The 18,148-nt window shown below is 59.7% G+C and carries 15 protein-coding genes; 5 read left to right on the plus strand and 10 right to left on the minus strand.

The window, feature by feature from the left end:
- Positions 1 to 39: 39 nt before the first annotated feature.
- Positions 40 to 897: a class II fructose-bisphosphate aldolase gene (locus GT571_RS05650; protein WP_117629873.1), complete on the minus strand. Its 858-nt coding sequence runs from the start codon at positions 895 to 897 to the stop codon at positions 40 to 42.
- A 335-nt stretch (positions 898 to 1,232) separates the two neighbouring features.
- Here GT571_RS05650 and GT571_RS05655 point away from each other — a divergent pair, with 335 nt between their 5' ends.
- Positions 1,233 to 2,036, plus strand: coding sequence for a DeoR/GlpR family DNA-binding transcription regulator (locus tag GT571_RS05655; protein ID WP_161155980.1), 804 nt, complete (start codon positions 1,233 to 1,235; stop codon positions 2,034 to 2,036).
- 66 nt (positions 2,037 to 2,102) lie between these two features.
- Here GT571_RS05655 and GT571_RS05660 read toward each other — a convergent pair whose 3' ends face one another.
- A complete protein-coding gene (locus GT571_RS05660) occupies positions 2,103 to 3,263 on the minus strand; it encodes an FprA family A-type flavoprotein (RefSeq protein ID WP_192934651.1) in 1,161 nt (386 codons plus the stop codon).
- A gap of 129 nt (positions 3,264 to 3,392) precedes the next feature.
- Positions 3,393 to 4,379 carry a LacI family DNA-binding transcriptional regulator gene (locus GT571_RS05665; RefSeq protein WP_161156063.1) on the minus strand — a complete coding sequence of 329 codons (987 nt, stop codon included), beginning with the start codon at positions 4,377 to 4,379 and terminating at the stop codon, positions 3,393 to 3,395.
- Between the two features lie 383 nt (positions 4,380 to 4,762).
- Here GT571_RS05665 and GT571_RS05670 point away from each other — a divergent pair, with 383 nt between their 5' ends.
- The gene (locus GT571_RS05670; RefSeq protein WP_161155985.1) at positions 4,763 to 5,968 is read left to right on the plus strand and encodes a galactokinase; all 1,206 of its coding nucleotides are present in this window, start codon (positions 4,763 to 4,765) and stop codon (positions 5,966 to 5,968) included.
- The gene (locus GT571_RS05675) at positions 5,959 to 7,587 is read left to right on the plus strand and encodes a UDP-glucose--hexose-1-phosphate uridylyltransferase (RefSeq protein ID WP_240140089.1); all 1,629 of its coding nucleotides are present in this window, start codon (positions 5,959 to 5,961) and stop codon (positions 7,585 to 7,587) included. Before GT571_RS05670 ends, GT571_RS05675 begins: the two co-directional genes overlap by 10 nt.
- 249 nt (positions 7,588 to 7,836) lie before the next feature.
- On the opposite strand, the gene GT571_RS05680 is transcribed toward GT571_RS05675, so the two are convergent.
- The 7 genes from GT571_RS05680 to GT571_RS05710 form a co-directional block, all read right to left on the minus strand.
- On the minus strand, positions 7,837 to 8,772 hold the full coding sequence (locus GT571_RS05680; RefSeq protein WP_161156067.1) for a hexose kinase: 936 nt from the start codon (positions 8,770 to 8,772) through the stop codon (positions 7,837 to 7,839).
- Positions 8,773 to 8,825: 53 nt separating this feature from the next.
- Positions 8,826 to 9,707 carry an aldose 1-epimerase family protein gene (locus tag GT571_RS05685; protein ID WP_161155987.1) on the minus strand — a complete coding sequence of 294 codons (882 nt, stop codon included), beginning with the start codon at positions 9,705 to 9,707 and terminating at the stop codon, positions 8,826 to 8,828.
- Between the two features lie 376 nt (positions 9,708 to 10,083).
- Positions 10,084 to 10,608, minus strand: a complete 525-nt coding sequence (gene lacB / locus GT571_RS05690; protein WP_006234831.1) for a galactose-6-phosphate isomerase subunit LacB — start codon at positions 10,606 to 10,608, stop codon at positions 10,084 to 10,086.
- Positions 10,609 to 10,671: 63 nt separating this feature from the next.
- Positions 10,672 to 11,100, minus strand: a complete 429-nt coding sequence (gene lacA / locus GT571_RS05695) for a galactose-6-phosphate isomerase subunit LacA (RefSeq protein WP_006234830.1) — start codon at positions 11,098 to 11,100, stop codon at positions 10,672 to 10,674.
- 307 nt (positions 11,101 to 11,407) lie between these two features.
- Positions 11,408 to 12,397, minus strand: coding sequence for a hypothetical protein (locus tag GT571_RS05700; RefSeq protein WP_161155989.1), 990 nt, complete (start codon positions 12,395 to 12,397; stop codon positions 11,408 to 11,410).
- 460 nt (positions 12,398 to 12,857) lie between these two features.
- Positions 12,858 to 13,196 (minus strand): PTS lactose/cellobiose transporter subunit IIA, encoded by a 339-nt coding sequence (locus GT571_RS05705; protein ID WP_089572387.1) that lies wholly within the window; start codon positions 13,194 to 13,196, stop codon positions 12,858 to 12,860.
- 214 nt (positions 13,197 to 13,410) lie between these two features.
- A complete protein-coding gene (locus GT571_RS05710) occupies positions 13,411 to 14,415 on the minus strand; it encodes a LacI family DNA-binding transcriptional regulator (protein WP_161155991.1) in 1,005 nt (334 codons plus the stop codon).
- 356 nt (positions 14,416 to 14,771) lie between these two features.
- Between GT571_RS05710 and GT571_RS05715 the strand changes: the two genes are divergently transcribed.
- Both GT571_RS05715 and lacG read left to right on the plus strand, forming a co-directional pair.
- A complete protein-coding gene (locus GT571_RS05715; protein WP_161155993.1) occupies positions 14,772 to 16,547 on the plus strand; it encodes a lactose/cellobiose PTS transporter subunit IIB in 1,776 nt (591 codons plus the stop codon).
- A gap of 66 nt (positions 16,548 to 16,613) precedes the next feature.
- Positions 16,614 to 18,053 carry a 6-phospho-beta-galactosidase gene (gene lacG, locus GT571_RS05720; protein ID WP_161155995.1) on the plus strand — a complete coding sequence of 480 codons (1,440 nt, stop codon included), beginning with the start codon at positions 16,614 to 16,616 and terminating at the stop codon, positions 18,051 to 18,053.
- Positions 18,054 to 18,148: the final 95 nt, after the last annotated feature.

An 18,148-nucleotide genomic window follows, 5' to 3' on the forward strand; every position in this document is an offset into this window, starting at 1 on the left:
CCGCCCAAGCCGTCCGATGGGATCAGAGTACCCTTGCTGTTACTCTGCTTTGCCCACAGAGTTGAGGTTGGTCATGCGAATCTTAACCAGCTCGGTGATCTCACGCATGCCCTCCTTGGCCGGCTTCTTGGGATCGAAGCAGGCAGGGTTCTCGGCCATGTAGGCCATGAAGCCCTTGGTGAAGGCCTGACGCAGCTCGGTGGCGTAGTTGACCTTGCAGATGCCGTTCTTCACAGCCTCAGCAACCTGCTCATCGGGCACACCAGAGGTGCCGTGCAGAACCAGCGGCACGTCGACGGCGTCGCGGATTGCCTTGACCACGGACTGCTCGATGTGCGGATCGCTCGTGTACACACCGTGGCTGGTGCCAACGCCAATGGCCAGCGAGGTGCAGCCGGTGCGCTCAACGAACTCCTTGGCCTCGGCCGGATCAGTGTAGGGGCTCTCGCCCTCAACCGCGGGACCGTCGTCCTCCTTGCCGCCAACCTTACCGAGCTCAGCCTCGACGGGCACGCCCATGGCGCGGCCAGCATCGGCGACGGACTTGGTCAAAGCGATGTTGTCCTCGAAGGACTCGTGCGAACCGTCGATCATGACGGAGGTGTAACCCGTGCGGAAAGCCTGCATGCAGCGGTCATAGCCATCGCCGTGATCGAGGTGCAGAGCAACGGGCACGGAAGCGCGCTCGGCGGCAGCCTTGACCATGCCATAGAAGTAATCCAGGCCAGCGGTCTTAATGGTGCCCGGGGTGGTCTGCATGATGACGGGGGACTTGGTCTCCTCGGCAGCGGCCAGAACGGCCATAACAAACTCGAGGTTCTCGACGTTGAAAGCGCCAACAGCGTAGTGGCCGGCCTGAGCGTCCTTGAGCATCTTTTCGGTGGTAACAAGTGCCATGAGCGTTTGCTCCTCTCCCTCGCCCGCATCTGGACATCGGGCGTACGTGTCCGCAAGGCGTTTTACCTTGCGTTTTACTGCGCTCATTGTATGAAATTCAGCGGCTTTATATGTGCGAGATATTGAACCCATGCAGGTCAATACAGTCGTTTTTGAAAAGTAAACGGAAGGAGTTGGAACCGAGTGGGCGTGTTCGATATTGAATTTTGGGCGTTCAGCATCTTTCTTTTATAGAAAAGATAAGTAATCGAAAGGCGTTTTCTTACTTAAAAAGAAAATGAACGAAAATAGACTCAACACAATTCCTGCAAATTTCTGACAATGTTGGAGCGGATATGGCCCATGCAACAACCCGAGCTTTCGCCGATGAGCGTCGTTCCGCCATTATGGAAATGCTCGAACATAACGCCTCGGTGCAGGTAGCAGAAATTGCCCAGACCTTTGGCGTATCCTCCGTTACCGCCCGCGCCGACCTAGACGCGCTCGCCGAGTCCGGCAAGCTGCGCCGCACGCATGGCGGCGCTGTGTCGCTCCAGAAGCGACTGACCGTATCCACCCAGGATCGCCGTATCAACGTCAATGTCGCCGCCAAGCAGGCCATCGCGCAAAGCGCCATCGAACTCGTCGGCAATGGTGACACCTTGCTTGTCGACTCGGGCACCACCGCGCTCGAATTTGTCCGCCTGCTCGACCAGCGCGACGGCATCACCGTCATCACGGCCGACATCACCATCGCCGATTACATCGACGAAAGCATGCCCTCGGTCGATGTCGTCATGCTGGGCGGGGCACTGCGCAAAGGTCATCGCTATCTGTACGGACCGCTCACCATGCAGGCGCTCCAAATGGTCCATGCCGACCTTGCCGTCATGTGCCCCGGCGCTTTTGTTCCCGGCTGCGGCTTTACGACCGACTTTCCGCAGATGGCCGAGACCAAAACAGCCATGATCTCCGCCGCCCGTCAAGGCGTTGCCCTCATGGACGCGAGCAAGGTCAACGGACGCGGCATGTACCGCTTTGCCGAGCTGACCGACGTCAACGCCATCGTGATGGACCGTGACCCCGATCACGACGTCGCCACCTCAATCGCCGAGATCGTCGACAACGTCCGCCCAAATCTCCTCATCGCCGGCGCTTAAACAAAAACCACCACAAAGGTGCCTGTCCCCTTTGTAGTGGTTTGTGCGTTAAAAGTGAACGTATCGCTACTTGGAAAGCTCGTCGGCGAGGGCCTCGATCTGAGCGCGCGAGGCGTCGTTGAGCGAACCCAGGACGGTCACCTTGTTCTGCGCCAGGGTGATGTCCTTCATACCCTCGAGCTCCTTGGTCATAACCTTGGCAGCTGCAGGCGCCCAGGAACCGGCCTCGACAAGCGCCACGGTACGGTTCTGGTAGGCATGCTCGGCAAGCGTGTGGATAAAGGTGCTCATGAACGGGAAGATCTCGCCCTGATAGGTGATAGAAGCGAGCACCAGACGGTCATAGCGGAACGCGTCCTCAACGGCCTCGGCCATGTCGTCGCGAGCCAGGTCAAAGACGGAGACCTTCTGGCCGCGAGCCTCGAGCGCAGATGCAAGCTCCTCAACGGCAGCCTTCAGATGGCCGTAGACGCTCGCGTAGGCAATGGTGATGCCCTCGTCCTCGGGCTGATAGCTCGACCAGGTGTTGTAGGTGTCGAGGTAGTAACCCAGGTTCTCGGTCAGCACGGGGCCGTGAAGCGGGCAGATAATCTGGATATCCAGATCGGCGGCCTTCTTGAGCACAGCCTGCACAAACTTGCCGAACTTTCCCACGATACCAAAGTAGTAACGACGTGCCTCGCAAGCCCAGCCTTCCGGGTCCTCGATATCGTTGGCACCGAACTTGCCAAAGCCGTCGGCACTAAAGAGCACCTTGTCGGTGGCCTCGTAAGAGAACAGCACCTCGGGCCAGTGCACGTTGGGGGCACCGACAAACGTTAGGCTGTGACCGCCCAGATCGAGCACGTCGCCCTCTTTGACGACCATCTTGCGCTCGGGGTAGTCGGTGCCAAAGTAGTTGACCATCATGCGGAAAGCGCCCATGCTGGCCACAATCTGTGCCTGGGGATAGCGCTCCATAAAGGCGGCGATGCCAGCAGAGTGATCGGGCTCCATATGGTGAATGACCAGGTAGTCGGGCGTACGGCCATCGAGCACGGCCTCGAGGTTACCGAGCCACTCGTCGACAAAGCCGCCATCGACCGAATCGGCGACAGCGATCTTGTCGCCCAAGATAACGTAGCTGTTGTATGCCATACCGTTCTCGGACACGTCGTACTGGCCCTCGAACAGGTCAATGTCGTGATCGTCGACGCCAATGTAGCGGATATCCTTGGTGATCTCCATCAGGCAAAGCCTCCTAGATAGACAAAAGAACCCGTCTATCATAGCACTCGCCTTCATAGCCACGGCTATCTGTCAGCATCCTTATCGATTGTTATTGAGGCGGAATATACCGCCGTTTACCTGCACAAACTATGCGCGCGGTATCGCCGTGCTATGTCGAATAATGAGCTGGCCGGGAATACGAATGGCAACGGTTTTGCCCGCCGTACCCGCCTCGGGAACCGCATGCTCAAACACCTCGCGCCCACGTTGATGCAAGTCGAATCGAACGGTCGTAAGCTCGTTATGCGCGACAAAATCATCGAGCGAATCGTCGACACCCACCACGCTTACGTCCTCGGGTACGCGCAGGCCGCTATCGCGCAGCGCGGCAATCGCGCCATTTGCCATCTGGTCGTTTGCCGCATAGATCGCCGTCATGGTGCGGTCGTGCTCGGCCAGATATCTGCCGGCTTCGTAACCGCTGTTGGCAGACCAGTCACCCTCGAGCGGCTCTACCGGCTCGATGTGTTTACGCTCGAGTGCATCTTGCCAACCGGCGCGACGAAATTGCTCGTCGACCGAGAACGACGGGCCGCCAATATAGCGAATCTGCTCGTGCCCCAGCTCAAACAGGTGATCCATAAGCAATAGCGAGCAGCCGTAATGGTCGGAATCGACCGTGGTCACGCGCGGATGCGCGTACATGGTAACGATGACCGTGCCAATGCCCGGCAGTGGATCAAACGTCTCAAAATCAGGCGCCATGCGACTCATGCCGATAATGATGCCGTCCACCGGTAATGCGGCCATACGACGCGTGGCCTCGGCAAGCGAAAACTCCTCGGTCTTGGACATCTCGACCAGCGTGATGGCGCAATTATGCTCGCGAGCAGCGCTGGCGATGCCGTCAATCATTGAGAGGTTGCCGAACTTGGTGACATCGTTGATGCATAGGCCGACCGAATGGTAACGGCCGTCGCGCAGCGAGCGACCGGCATAACTCGGACGAAAGCCGAGCTCTTGCATAGCGGCCTGCACGCGCTGGCGCGTCTGCTCGTTAACGTTGGGCAAGCCGTTGGCGACGCGCGAAACCGTCTGCTGCGAAACGCCAGCAGCGCGGGCGACGTCGGCCATGGAGACCGGACGCGAACTGGTATCGTTGGACGGGCGCCTTGCCACAGGATCACCTTCACCCTTGCGAGATTTGAATAGCGTGAATGCCGGCCCGGGCAGAAATACATCCCGCGCCGAGGCCCGCTATCGTCGGACGCATGTTAACGTACTCTACTTTTTCTATCTGCATCTCTTCTGCTTTATAAGTCCATACGGCAGTACCGTTCACGGCTGAATTTCTACCGATTACCAGATTCTCAAAAAGTGACAAGCGATGTGTTATGAGTACGTTAACATAGCCCGTAACGTGCGGTATCGCAAACACTTGGTTCATGCCGCTTCAAGTTGTTAACGTACTCATAACGACGCAAAACTCACCCGTGCGCGCCAAGGAAAGGACTCCCATGACCACGCCCGACGAAAAGACATTCGCCACACTTACCAAGCTGTTTGAGGAGGAGTTTGGCCCTATCGGCGACCGCCAGGTGCTCTACGTGCACGCGCCCGGCCGTTCCGAGATCAGCGGCAACCACACCGACCACGAGGGTGGCCACGTCATCGCCGGCTCGCTCGATGTCGCCGTCGACGGCATCGCCGTGGCAACCGATTCCAACAAGGTTCGCGTCGCCGATGAGGGCTACCCCACCTTTGAGATCACGCTCGATACGCTAGATATTCAGGAGTCCGAGAAGGGCACGTCCGCAAGCCTCGTCCGCGGTATGGCCCACGAGATCGCAGCACTTGGTGTTGAGCCCAAGGGCTTCGACTTCGCCTTCACCTGCTCCGTTCCCTCGGGCGGCGGCCTTTCCAGCTCCGCTGCCGTCGAGGCCGCATACGGCCGCGCCATGGAGACGCTCTGGGGCGCGCCCGCCATTGAGCCCGTCGCGCTTGCGCAGATGAGCCAGCGCACCGAGAACAACTATTACGGCAAGCCCTGCGGCCTGATGGACCAAGCTGCCGTGTGCCTGGGTGGCCTTGCCTACATGGACTTTGAGGACCAGGCTCAGCCTAAGACCCAGAAGCTCGAGCTCAACTTTGAGGATCACGGCTATGCGCTCGTGCTCGTTAAGGTTGGCGCCGACCACGTGGCCGCCACCGACGACTACGCCGCCGTTCCGCGCGAGATGCAGGACGTCGCCGCCGAGTTTGGCAAGGCGCGCCTGTGCGAGGTCGACGTTGCCGACTTTGACTCCAAACTCCCCGAGCTGCGCGCCAAGCTGGGCGACCGCGCCTGCCTGCGCGCCGTTCACTACTGGTACGAGAACGGCCTGGTCGACAAGCGCTGGGCAGCTCTGAACGCCGGCGACATTGACCAGTTCCTGGTCCTGACGCGCGAGTCCGGCGCCAGCTCTGCCATGTACCTGCAGAATGTTGTTGCCAAGCTGGGTTCCGAGCAGCCTTCCATGTATGCCCTGGCGCTGGCCGAGCACGTGCTCGATGGCCGCGGCGCCGTCCGCATCCACGGCGGTGGCTTTGGCGGCACCATCCAGGCCTTCGTGCCGCTCGATTTGGTCGACACCTTCATTGCCAAGATGAACGGCTGGCTGGGCGAGGGCTCTGCCCGTCACTACGCAATTTCTGACAAGGGGGCTTACGCGGCATGGCTGTAATGACTGATGTGCGCGAAGCCGCGCAGAGCCTGATTGAGTATGCCATCCATCGATCGATGATCGGCCAGGACGATCGCATCTGGGCATACAACACCATTTTGGAGTGCATTGGCGCCACGGGGCCCGCACTTGACATGGCTTGGGCGCTCAAGACCGAGAAGATTTCGCTCTTGCACCCCGATACACTCCCCGACTTTGACCTGGAGGGCACGCTTGCCGCGCTTTCCGAGGCTGCCGTTGCCAACGGTGCTGCCGAGGACACGGCGTCCGGCCGCGACCGCCTCGCCATGCGCATCATGGGCGCGCTCATGCCGAGGCCTTCGGTTGTAAACGAGGAGTTCAACGGACGTATGGGCGTCAACGAGCCCCGCGCCGCGACCGACTGGTTCTACGGCCTGTGCTGTGACGCCGGTTACGTGCGCCGCGCCGCCATCGCGCGCAACATCAAATGGAGCACTTCCACCAACTGGGGCGATCTTGAGATCACCATCAACCTGTCCAAGCCCGAGAAGGACCCGCGCGATATCGCCGCGGCCGGTGCCGCCAAGAACACGGGCGAGAAGTATCCCGCCTGCCAGCTCTGCATCGAAAACGAGGGCTATCCCGGACGCTCCGCCGCAGCCGACGGCGGCGCTCACCCCGCCCGCCAGAATCTGCGCGTTATCCCCATCCAGCTCGACGGCGAGCGCTGGGGCTTCCAGTACAGCCCGTACGCGTACTTTAACGAGCACTGCATTGCCATGAGCTCCGAGCATCGTCCGATGCACGTCGACCGCAAGGGCCTGACCTGCCTGCTCGATTTTGTGGACCTGTTCCCGCATTACTTCATCGGCTCCAACGCCGACCTGCCCATCGTGGGCGGCTCGATTCTGTCGCACGACCACTTCCAGGGCGGCGCGCACGAGTTTCCCATGATGCACGCCGCCGAGGTCTCGCAGTTTAGCGTGCCCGGTTTTGACATGGTCAGTGGTACCGTGCTGCAGTGGCCGCTCTCGGTGCTGCGCCTGCGCTCGCACGACCGCGCCCAGCTGCTCGACGCTGCCGAGAAGATTATCCTCGCCTGGCGCGAGTGGACCGATGAGTCTGTGGGCGTCATCGCGCACACAGCCGATGGCGTGGCGCACAACACCGTGACGCCCGTCATCCGCCGCGTCGACTCCCGCGGCAATGCCGGCGGCGAAATCTACGAGGCCTACCTGGCGCTTCGCTGCAACATCACGACCGACGAGCACCCACTGGGCGTGTTCCACCCGCATGCCGAGTATCACCACATTAAGAAGGAGAACATCGGCCTGATTGAGGTCATGGGCCTGGCCATTCTGCCGCCGCGCTTGGTTCCCGAGCTCGGCGCTGTCCGCGAGCATCTGCTGGCGGCCAAGGCCGATGCCAGTTACGACCTTGCCGCCGCGCTCGAGGGCGACGACCTTTGCCGCAGCCACGCCGCATGGGCCGAGGACGTCTTTGCTCGTCGTGCCGATGAGCTTGCGGCCGACAACGCCATCGATATCCTGCACGAGGAGGTCGGCATGGTGTTTGGCCACGTGCTCGACAACGCCGGCGTCTTTAAGTGGGACGAAGCCGGCCGCGCCGCCCAGCAGCGCTTTATCGACTCGCTGTAGAGCACAGGCCCGGACGCTCAACGGCAGCCTCCACGACATAGCCACCCACACGACAACGGCGCCCGCCGGCAACATCGCCGACGGACGCCGTTTTTGAGTGTAGTCATTGGGGACGCTCTTAAACGACTAGTCATTAAAGAACGTCCCCGACGACTAATGACTCGAGCGTGGAAAATCTTCCACTTTGAGCTCGTATGGGCACCAAAAGCGGGAGATTATCCACGCTCATTCTATTAGGAGTCGCAACCGCTACAACTCTACGACCTCAACGCTGTTGTAGATCTCGTCCCAGCGGTCCATGACCAGGTGGCCGGTCTTGGGGTCCATGGCGTTGAGCTTGCCGCAGGTATTGGCGGTCTTGAGCACCGTGACATCGTCGGCACCAGCAGCAATGGCATGCGCAAAGCCGGCGATGGTCGAGTCGCCGGAACCCGTCGCGTTCACAGCCGCAATCGCGGGCGTCTTGGCGCGGAACGCGCGACCCTCATGGAAGCCCACCGAACCGGCAGCGCCCATCGAAACGACAACCCAGGGGATACCGGCAAAGCGGCCATCGGCGGCAAGCGCCTCGCGCAGGGCATCGACATCATCGGTCGTAAAGGACGTGCCCAGCAGGCCGTTAATCTCGGTCAGGTTGGGCTTTACGAGCTCAGGCTTAGCGTCGGACTCCAGCGCGGCCTCCAGCGATGCACCCGAGGTATCGAGCAGCACCTTGGCGCCCGCCTCCTCGGCGATCTTGACGAGCTCGGCATAGTAGCCGGCATCGACGCCACGCGGCAGCGAGCCCGAAAGCGTCACAACGTCCGCCTTCGCCGCAAGCTCGGCGAACTTGGCCGTAAAGGCCTCAAGCTCGGCAGGCGCAATCTGCGGGCCGCTCTCCAGCAGCTCGGTCTGATTACCCTCGTGCAGAATATTCAGGCAAATGCGCGTCTCACCGGCGATGGGCACAAAGTCGTTCTTGACGCCGTCGGCATCCATAAGCTCGGCCATATAGGCACCCATGTGGCCGCCGAGCAGGCCGGTCGCGAGCACGTCGTCGCCCAGCTGCAGCAGCACGCGACTCACGTTGAGGCCCTTGCCGCCAGCGGTCTTTTCGGGCGTAACACGGTTAACATCGTCGATGATCAGCTTGTCGAGCTGATAGCGCGTATCGATCGACGGGTTCATGGTAACGGTCAGAATCATATTGAACTCCTGTTCCGGGGCGGCACGACCCGCCTCAAACATACGATAGCTCTTTAAAGGATCTCGATCTCAAAACCGCGGGTGACGGTCTCCCCCGGCTTGGCAACCAGGCAGCCACGCTTGTGCTCCAGAATATCGTCCTCATCGGAGCAGGTGGACAGGCCGCCCCACGGTTCCACGGCCACAAAGTCGCCCTCGGGCTTGCTCCACACAATCAGGTACGGCATATCGGGGAACGTCAGGCGCACGCCCTTGTCCTCGGTTTTCTTGGCCAGCGTAACCACGCGGCTCTCGAGCACGTCAAAGATGGTCTCCGCGAAGTCGAAGAGTTCGTGGGTAAGCGGCAGGTTCTGGCCGACCATCGGGTTTTTGCTGCGATGCTCGACATCAATCAGGCCCGTCGAGGGAACGGCAGTACAGAGCTCGTCGGCCTCACGCTGATCAAAACGAAGTTCATAGTCGTCATAGGACTCGCCCTCGTCGAGCGGGCACTTAAAGCCGGGGTGGCCGCCCACAAAGAATGGCATATCCTCAGTGCCCTCATTGGTCACCTCGTACGACACGGCCACCTTTTCCGAATCGACCTTGTAGCGAGCAACGATCTTAAACGGATACGGGTACTGCTCGAGCAACTCGGCATGGTCGGCAGAGCTTAGGCTCAGCGCAACCATGTTGTCGCCCTGCTCCTCGAGCTTCCACTCCTGCTTGCGGGCAAAGCCGTGGCGGGCAAGCTTGACCTCGCGGCCGCCCATAGTCATCGCGCGACCGTCACGAAGGCCGCCGCAGATCGGGAAGCAAATAGGTGCCTGGCCCGACCAGACCGCCGGGTCGCCCTGCCACAGGTACTCGCGACCGTTGGCCTTAATCGAAGTGAACGATCCGCCAGCTGTGCTCAGTGCCACACGAATAGAACCGTTATCAAGAACAAACTCCATAGGAGCCTTCCCTTTCGTACGCCAGCCCGCCGAGTCAGTGGGGCTGATAGAAAACCGGCCCGCGCCCCCTCACAGAAACGCGAGCCGTCAATTGAAAAGCTGCAGAATGCCGGGTACCGCCAAAACGAAGCACACAAGCTCGGCAAGCAAACGTGTTATCGGAGCAGCCTACCGAACCAGAATGCTTCGCAACAACAGCGGTAACCCCACAGGTCACTCAGACATCAGCGAGAAGCCAGCTGGCGAGGCAATCTGCCGTTCAGTTTCGGCGGCATTGACCTTCTGGTCATGCCGCCGAAACTGAACGGCAGATTCCCCGCCAGATGGCTTCGCAGCGTCGACCCGTTACGCGGTTTGGCAAAACCGCGTAACCTCCTTAGTCGTGATACTCGCCGCGGTCCCACTTCTCGAGGAACTCGTCAAAGAAGTGCGGGTCAGCCTGAGCCTCGGCGTCGGCCTTATTGCAGGCATCGATCTTGGCGATCAGGGCATCGTGCTCGGGGGTCTTCTCGTAGGGCTCCTCCAGGAAGGCAAGCATGATGTCGGCCATCAGGAACTCGCCGGTGATCTTGCCGCCAAAGCCCACGATGTTGGCGTTGAGCTCGCGACGGGCATACAGGGCAGAGGTCATATCGCGGACCAGCGCGCAACGGGCGCCGGGAACCTTGTTGACAGCGTTGGTGATGCCGATGCCGGTGCCGCACAGGGCCACGCCAAAGTCGGCCTTGCCGCTGGCAACGGCCTCGCCCACGGCCTTACCGTAGATGGGATAGTGCGTACGGGTGTGGCTGTAGGTGCCGCAGTCGAGCACCTTGTAGCCAGCCTGCTCCAGGCGGTCGGCCAGATAGATCTTCTCGTCCGTAACGATATGGTCGCAACCGATTGCGATGGTCTTCTTCATCAGAACGTCCTTTCGTCTGAATTCACAAGTTGAGGTAGAAGTTCGAGTTCTCGGTGGCTCTCGTTAGGCCATCTTGTTGAGCATGTCGACACGGATCTGGTGACGGCCGCCGGCGTACTGGGCGCGCAGGAACTCGCGGGCGATCTTCTTGGCGACCTCGGTGCCCACAACGCCCGGGCCCATGGTGACCATGCGCGAACCGTTGTGCTCGCGGGTCATGTAAGCGGAACGCTCGTCGGAAATGTTGGCGACGACCATGCCCTTGATCTTGACGGCGGCCATATAGGAGCCGACGCCGTACTTATCGAATGCGAAGCCCTGGGAATCCTTGTGCTCCAGCAGGTCCTTGGCAACGGCGGTCGCGGAATCGACAAAGTCCGCGGCAGGGGTCTCGGAATAGTCGACGACCTCGTGACCGTCGGCGATGAGCATCTCCTTGATGGACTCCTTCATCGACATACCGTCGGCATCGGAAGCGATTACAACCCTCATGACATCCTCCTTGAGAGATACGCAGGTGCGTAGTTTCTGTTTGGAAGTGTTGAATCGCGCTCAGGTCCGGGCATCTGAATGTGCGGTTCTTCACTGTTCATGTTTATTTGAACACATTCGAACATCGGGTGCAACCATTATTTGTTTAACTTTGTTCTTTTTTGAACAAATACCGTTCACGGTTGATTGCCGACCGTTTGAGCCCGGCGCAGACGCAGAGACCATGTGTTCAACAAACAAAAGGGCGGCCGAGAACGTGTCTCGGTCGCCCTTCTTACGGTTGATCTTCCAAAGATCGCTTTGCCGCCTACTCAGTCTGCCCACTCTTCTTGGCATGTTTGGACGGAGCGCTCAAGAAACGACCCGCCAGATAGTTCGCGGGACCGGAGACATCGATCCCCAGCAACACGTGTCCTAGCCATAGGAACGCCACGAGCACCAGTAGAGGAATCACACACGAGGTCACGATCATCACAATGACGCCTTCGATCAGATCGGTCACCTGCCGCACGATCTCGTCGGTCATCTGCTTGGCACCGCTGGTTACCGACGTGACCAGGCTCGAGGCCCCGTCAGTCAACTGCTCGAGCACGTTTTTGGACTCCGTGGCCTCGGATTTTTTCTTGTTCGATTTTGAGCTGGTCTCGCCTGACTTGTCCGTGGTATCGGTCTTTTCCGCAGCGTCCGCCGCCTTTTGCTCAGCTTGCTCAATACTTACGCGATATGTCTCGTCAACCTTTTGCGATACCCATACGCTCGCGGGTACAAGCGCCATGCCGATCACGGCAACCACCAGCACGCGCGTCGCCACACGGCGCAGGACAGCGCTCGTGCTCCAGCGCCCGTGAATGCCGAGCGACACCGCAAAGAGCACCAACGCAAACGGGATTAAGATGCCCAAACCAACCGACCACAAAATCGTGAGCAAATATTTCTCGAGGTAGAGCACGGCAAGCACGATGCCCAAGTTGCCCGAAAGCTGTGCGAGCTGCTCAGCGACCGGCGTACCCGTATCACCCGGCAGCGCCGTAATACCCGCAGATAGAGCAACGCATGAAGCCGTGAGCGCCAAAACGTTACCTTTCTTTTGATCGATGACCTCGATGGTGGAGTCCCAAGTTTTGGTATCGGCGAAATGCGGACGAGCTACAAAACCCGACAGCAGCGCCAGCACCACGAGCGCAACGATAAAGCCAATCTGCAGCTTTTTGTTTGCGCACACGACATCGGACAGGCTGGGCTGCAGCTCGGTTACCGTCGTGTGCTCAGTTATCTGGACAGGACGCCCATGAGCCATCTCGTGCGCGCCTCTATTTTGTATTGACCCGTTATCCGGCATTTGGATACCTCCTCATTCCGGCGTTTAATGCGAAAGGAAGTATACCCACCCAGCGAAAAACTGAACGACAGGAGGCGCAACGGGCTGCCGCATGACCCGCTTGCCACGAAATGGGCCCATCTACTACGTTTAACTGCACACCCCCGATCATGCCCCGTGACGTAAAAACAAAACCACAGGTAGAACGCTTGCAGTTTTTCATGAAACGCGAGTGTGTTCGGGGGTATCGGGTTAAACGTAGTAGATGGGCTATTTTCGTGGCGAGCGTCGCCACTGCCCCTCGGGGGACGAAGGAAAGCGGGTCATCTTGGCCTGTCAACCCAAATTTCACCGCAACCAAGACAGATGGGATACAGAAAAAGCCCTGTCGCGGGTTTGCGGCAGGGCTTTTGGAAGGGGACTTGGTTGTGAGAGCTCGTTAGGCGAGCTTAGCCTCGAGTGCGGCGATGCGCTTATAGGCATCGATGGTAAAGCGGGTCTGCTTCTCCAGGATCATGGTGGTCATGAGAGTATCCTGAGCGTGAGCCATGATGAAGGTCATCTCCATCTCGCCGCCGCCGGCCTCCTGCGAAAGCAGCTTGGTCTGCGTGTCGTGGGCGCCGATAAGTGCATCGCTGGCATCCTTGTGCAGCTGCTCGGCCTTCTCAAAATCACCCTCGCGAGCAGCATCGAGCGCTGCAAGCAGATCGGTCTGGGCGTCGCCTGCGTATGCGACAATCTCGAATCCAACCATCGAGATTTCTTCTTTGGTTGCCATATTGCGTTCCTTTCACATATGAACCAACGGAGAGCATCGCGTCCGGGCATACGCGCTGCGCTGTGTATGGCAGGAACATTAACATTCAAACAAAAAAGAACAGCGCAAAACGTAATTTCGAGCTATGAACGGTCGTTTTTCGCCCGTGAACGGTTTTTAAAGCAATCCGAACATTCTTGAACACAATTAGCGGAAACCCAAACGGGGCCGCACCCTAACGCAAATCGCGCACCGTATCGCCCTCGACGAGCACGCCCGGAAACAGCATGTGCTCCACACCGGGTGCAGCGCCCTCGGCGCCGGCAATCTTGTCGACCGCCCACATGCCGACGCGCTTGTTGTCAAAGCGCACCGTAGTCAGGCGACGATCGGGCACGATATCGCCCAAACTATCGTCAACACCCACCACACTCACGTCCTGGGGCACGCGTTTCCCGCGCGACTCAAGCCCACGGATGCAGCCATATGCCATGGCATCGTTGGAAGCATAAATTGCCGTGCAGTTCGGATCGTCCGCAAGCACCTGGCCGGCGGCATATCCGCTCTGTGCCGTCCAATCGCCGCGTACGAGCTGCGGTGGCTCAATGCCATGCGCACGCAATGTCTCGCGCCAGCCCTCCTCGCGCCGCATGCCCGAAAGCGAGCGCTCGGGGCACGAGATAAAGTGCACGGTCTTGTGCCCCTGCTCCAGCAAGTACTCGACCACCTGGCGCGAGCAATCGAACTGGTCGTTATCGACTGTTGAACAGAGCGGGTGCTCCAGCATGGTAACGAGCACCGTCTGCATACCGGGCAGCGGCTCGAAGGTGCCAAAGTCCGCCGGCATGCGATTCATGATCACAACCATGCCATCCACCGGCAGCGCGCTCATGCGCGACGATGCGCTCTCGAGGGTATACGGATGCCCGTCTACTTTAGTGAGGGTGATGGCATAGCCATGTTTGTCGGCCGCGGCGGCAAAGCCCTCCATACGGTCGAGGTTGCCGGTGCCGGTAATGTTGAACATGGCGACGCCGACGGTCTTGAACTTGCCGCGACGCAGCGAACGGCCGGCAAAATTGGGGCGATACCCCAGCTCGCGCATGGCGGCGCGCACGCGCTCCTTGGTCTCGGGGCGCACGCTGGGCGAATCGTGCACGGTGCGCGAGACCGTCTGCTCCGAGACGCCCGCGAGACGCGCCACGTCCTTAACGGAAACCGATTTTTTAACAGCGGGCATAGGTCGATCTTTCTATGTCAACGATGCCATCGCGGGCATCCCAACAGACAAAATGAACGACTCCAAGTATATCCAACGCCTCTCCCGCCATACGCTCACCACCCAAAACCTACCGTTCACCGACAATCCTGCTTCCCCGAACGGCTTTTGTCGCCCAAATGTTAACGTTGCCATTGTGCAAACACAGAGCCACCGGGCGGCTCAAACGTTTACGCGTAAGGAATCGACGGTTCGCAGGCACAGGAACCACCGATTCGCGTCTTTTTTTGTGCCGCAAAATGGCAACGTCAACATTTTGGCAACCGAACGCCAAAAGCTACCATCGTTGCTAACTCACCGACTCTTAGGAGCATTGCATGGAGCAACTCATCGCCATCATCGAAAAGGGCCAACCCTTTTTCAACGCGATCGCCCGCAACAAGTACCTCAAGGCGATCCGCGACGGCTTTATCTCCGTCATCCCCATCATCATCTTCTCGTCCATCTTCTGCCTGGTAGCCTCGGTCCCTAACATCTGGGGTTTCTACTGGCCCGATGACATCAACAACGCCCTGTGGAAGTGCTACAACTACTCCATGGGCATCCTGGCCATCGCCTGCGCCGCCACCACGGCCAAGCACTTCGCCGACGCCCAGAACCGTGATCTGCCCAAGAACAACCAGATCAACTTCATCTCGTGCATGTGCGCGGCCATCATCGGCTTCTTGCTCCTTTCGAGCGACACGATCGCCACGGACGCCGCCAGCGGCTTCAACACCACCTATCTTGGTTCCAAAGGCCTGCTGACTGCCTTCATCGCTGCATTTGTGACCGGCATCATCTACAAGTTCTTTATTAAGCGCAACATCACCGTCAAGATGCCCGAGCAGGTTCCGCCCAACATCTCGCAGACCTTTAAGGACATCATCCCCTTCTCCGTCTGCATCACCGTCTTTTGGGTCTTTGACATCGTCTTCCGCGCTGCTTTTGGCTTCTGCTTTGCCCAGGGCGTCATCCAGGTGTTCCAGCCCCTGTTCACCGCTGCCGACGGCTACATCGGCCTCGCTGTGATCTACGGTGCCATGAGCCTCTTCTGGTTCGTGGGCGTCCACGGTCCCTCGATCGTCGAGCCCGCCATCGCCGCCGCCCTCGTCGCCAACATGACCGACAACCTGGCTGCGTTCCAGGCCGGTCAGCACGCTTCCGCTGTCCTGACCCAGGGTGCCCAGTACTTCGTCGTCTGCATGGGCGGCACCGGCGCCACGCTCGTCCTGGTCTTTATGTTCTGCTTCCTGGCCAAATCCCAGGAGATGCGCGCCGTCGGTAAGGCAGCTATCGTCCCGGTCTGCTTCGCTGTCAACGAGCCGCTGCTGTTCGCCGCGCCCATCGTGCTCAACCCCGTCTTCTTTGTCCCGTTTGTCTTTGCCCCGATCGCCAACATCTGGATCCTCAAGATCTTTATCGACTTCTTGGGCATGAACGGCTTTATGTACACCCTGCCTTGGACTGTCCCTGGCCCCATCGGCACCATCATGGGCTTGGGCTTCCAGCCGCTCGCCTTTGTGATGCTCGCCATCATCCTGGTCGTCGACTTTGCCCTGTACTACCCGTTCTTCCGTGCCTATGACGCCCAGAAGTGCGCCGAGGAGGCCGAGATCTCCCAGGAGGAGCTCGCCGCCAAGAATGCCGAGAAGGCCGCCAAGCTCAACGATGCCTTCCAGGGCAAGGCCGATGCCAAGAGCGTTGCCGCCGGCGCTGCTGCCGAGGCCGTGAAGGCCGACGCCCCCGCCGCTTCTGCAACACCCGCTGCCGAGGCCACGACCGCCAGCGACCTCAACGGCAAGCGCGTGCTCGTACTCTGCCAGGGCGGCGGTACCTCGGGCCTGCTCGCCAACGCGCTGGCCAAGGCTGCCAAGGAGCGCGGTATTAACCTCGAAACCGCTGCCGAGGCCTATGGCAACCACGTCGACATGCTCCCCGACTTTGACCTAGTCGTCCTGGCCCCGCAGGCCGCAAGCTACCTGGCCGACCTGCAGAAAGACTGCGAACGCGTGGGCAACAAGTGCGTCGCCTGCCGTGGCAAGCAGTACATCGAGCTCTCCCAGAACGGTGACAAGTCTCTCGCCTTCGTCTCCGAGCAACTATCGAAGTAAGTAACGCCCAGGGCCAGCCGACCATCAACAGCCGGCTGGCCCTTCGATTTAGACGATTGGATCATCATGTCCGTTAATCCTGCTAGCGTCACCAACCCATCCGCGCAGTTTCCCGAGGACTTTATCTTTGGCGGCGCCACCGCTGCCTACCAGGTAGAGGGCGAGACCCGCACTCACGGTAAGGGCAAGGTTGCCTGGGACGACTTCCTGGAGGCCCAGGGCCGTTTCTCCCCCGATCCCGCTTCGGACTTCTACAACCAGTACCCCGTCGATTTGGAGCTGTGCGAGGAGTTCGGCATCAACGGCATCCGCCTCTCCATCGCCTGGAGCCGCATCTTCCCCAACGGCACCGGCGAGATCAACCCCGAGGGTGTCCAGTTCTACCATGATCTCTTCGCCGAGTGCCACAAGCACCACGTTGAGCCGTTTGTCACGCTGCATCACTTTGACACGCCGCTGCCCCTCTTTGAGAAGGGCGACTTCCTCAACCGCGAGACCATCGACGCCTTTGTGGACTTTGCCACCTTCTGCTTTAAGGAGTATGCCGACCAGGTAACCTACTGGTTCACCTTTAACGAGATTTGGGCCGACGCCTCCAACACCTACATCGAGGGTACCTTCCCCGGTGGCGTCAAGGCGCATCTTGCCGAGGCCTTCCAGTGCGAGCACAACATGATGCTCGCCCACGCCAAGGCAGTGCTGGCCTTCCACAACGGCGGCTTTAAGGGCAAAATCGGCGTCATCCAGTCGCTGGAGTTTAAGTACCCGCTCAACGAGAACGACCCCGCCGACATCAAGGCCGCCAACAACGAGCACGTGCTGCAAAACCAGTTCCTGCTCGACGCTACCTTCCGTGGCGATTACGCGCCCGACACCCTCGAGTGCGCCAACCGCCTGGCTGCCGTCTCGGGCGGCACCATCGAGATCCTGGACGAGGATCTCGAGATTATGCGCGAGGCAGCGCTCTACAACGACTACCTGGGTGTCAACAATTACCAGTGCCGCTTCCTCAAGGCTTACGATGGCGAGAACGACCTGCACCACAACGGTACGGGCGAAAAGGGCACCGGCCGCTGGCGCGTCAAGGGCATCGGCGAGCATGTGAACAAGCCCGGCATCCCCACCACCGACTGGGACTGGATCATCTATCCCGAGGGCCTGTTCGATCTGCTCGTCTACATTAAGCAGCGCTACCCCAACTACAAGCAGATCTTCATCACCGAAAACGGCATGGGCTACAAGGATCCCTACAAGGACGGCTTTGTGGACGACCAGCCGCGCATCGACTACATCGAGCAGCACCTGCGCTGGCTGCTCAAGGCCATGGAGGTGGGCGTCAACGTGGGTGGCTACTTCCTGTGGAGCCTGCAGGACCAGTTCTCCTGGACCAACGGCTACAACAAGCGTTACGGCTTTTTCTACGTTGACTTTGAAACCCAGAAGCGCACGCCCAAGGCAAGCGCTTACTGGTATAAGCACGTGGCGCAGACCCGTCGTCTGGACTAGTTAACGCCATCGGCCGCTGTGTCCATCACGCTGCCGTGCACCTGACCATTCCCGATCGCATGGGCGCTGCGTCCATGCACCTCTTTCCGTGTGGC

This window comes from Collinsella aerofaciens, assembly GCF_009876115.1.
Classification (GTDB): domain Bacteria; phylum Actinomycetota; class Coriobacteriia; order Coriobacteriales; family Coriobacteriaceae; genus Collinsella; species Collinsella aerofaciens_N.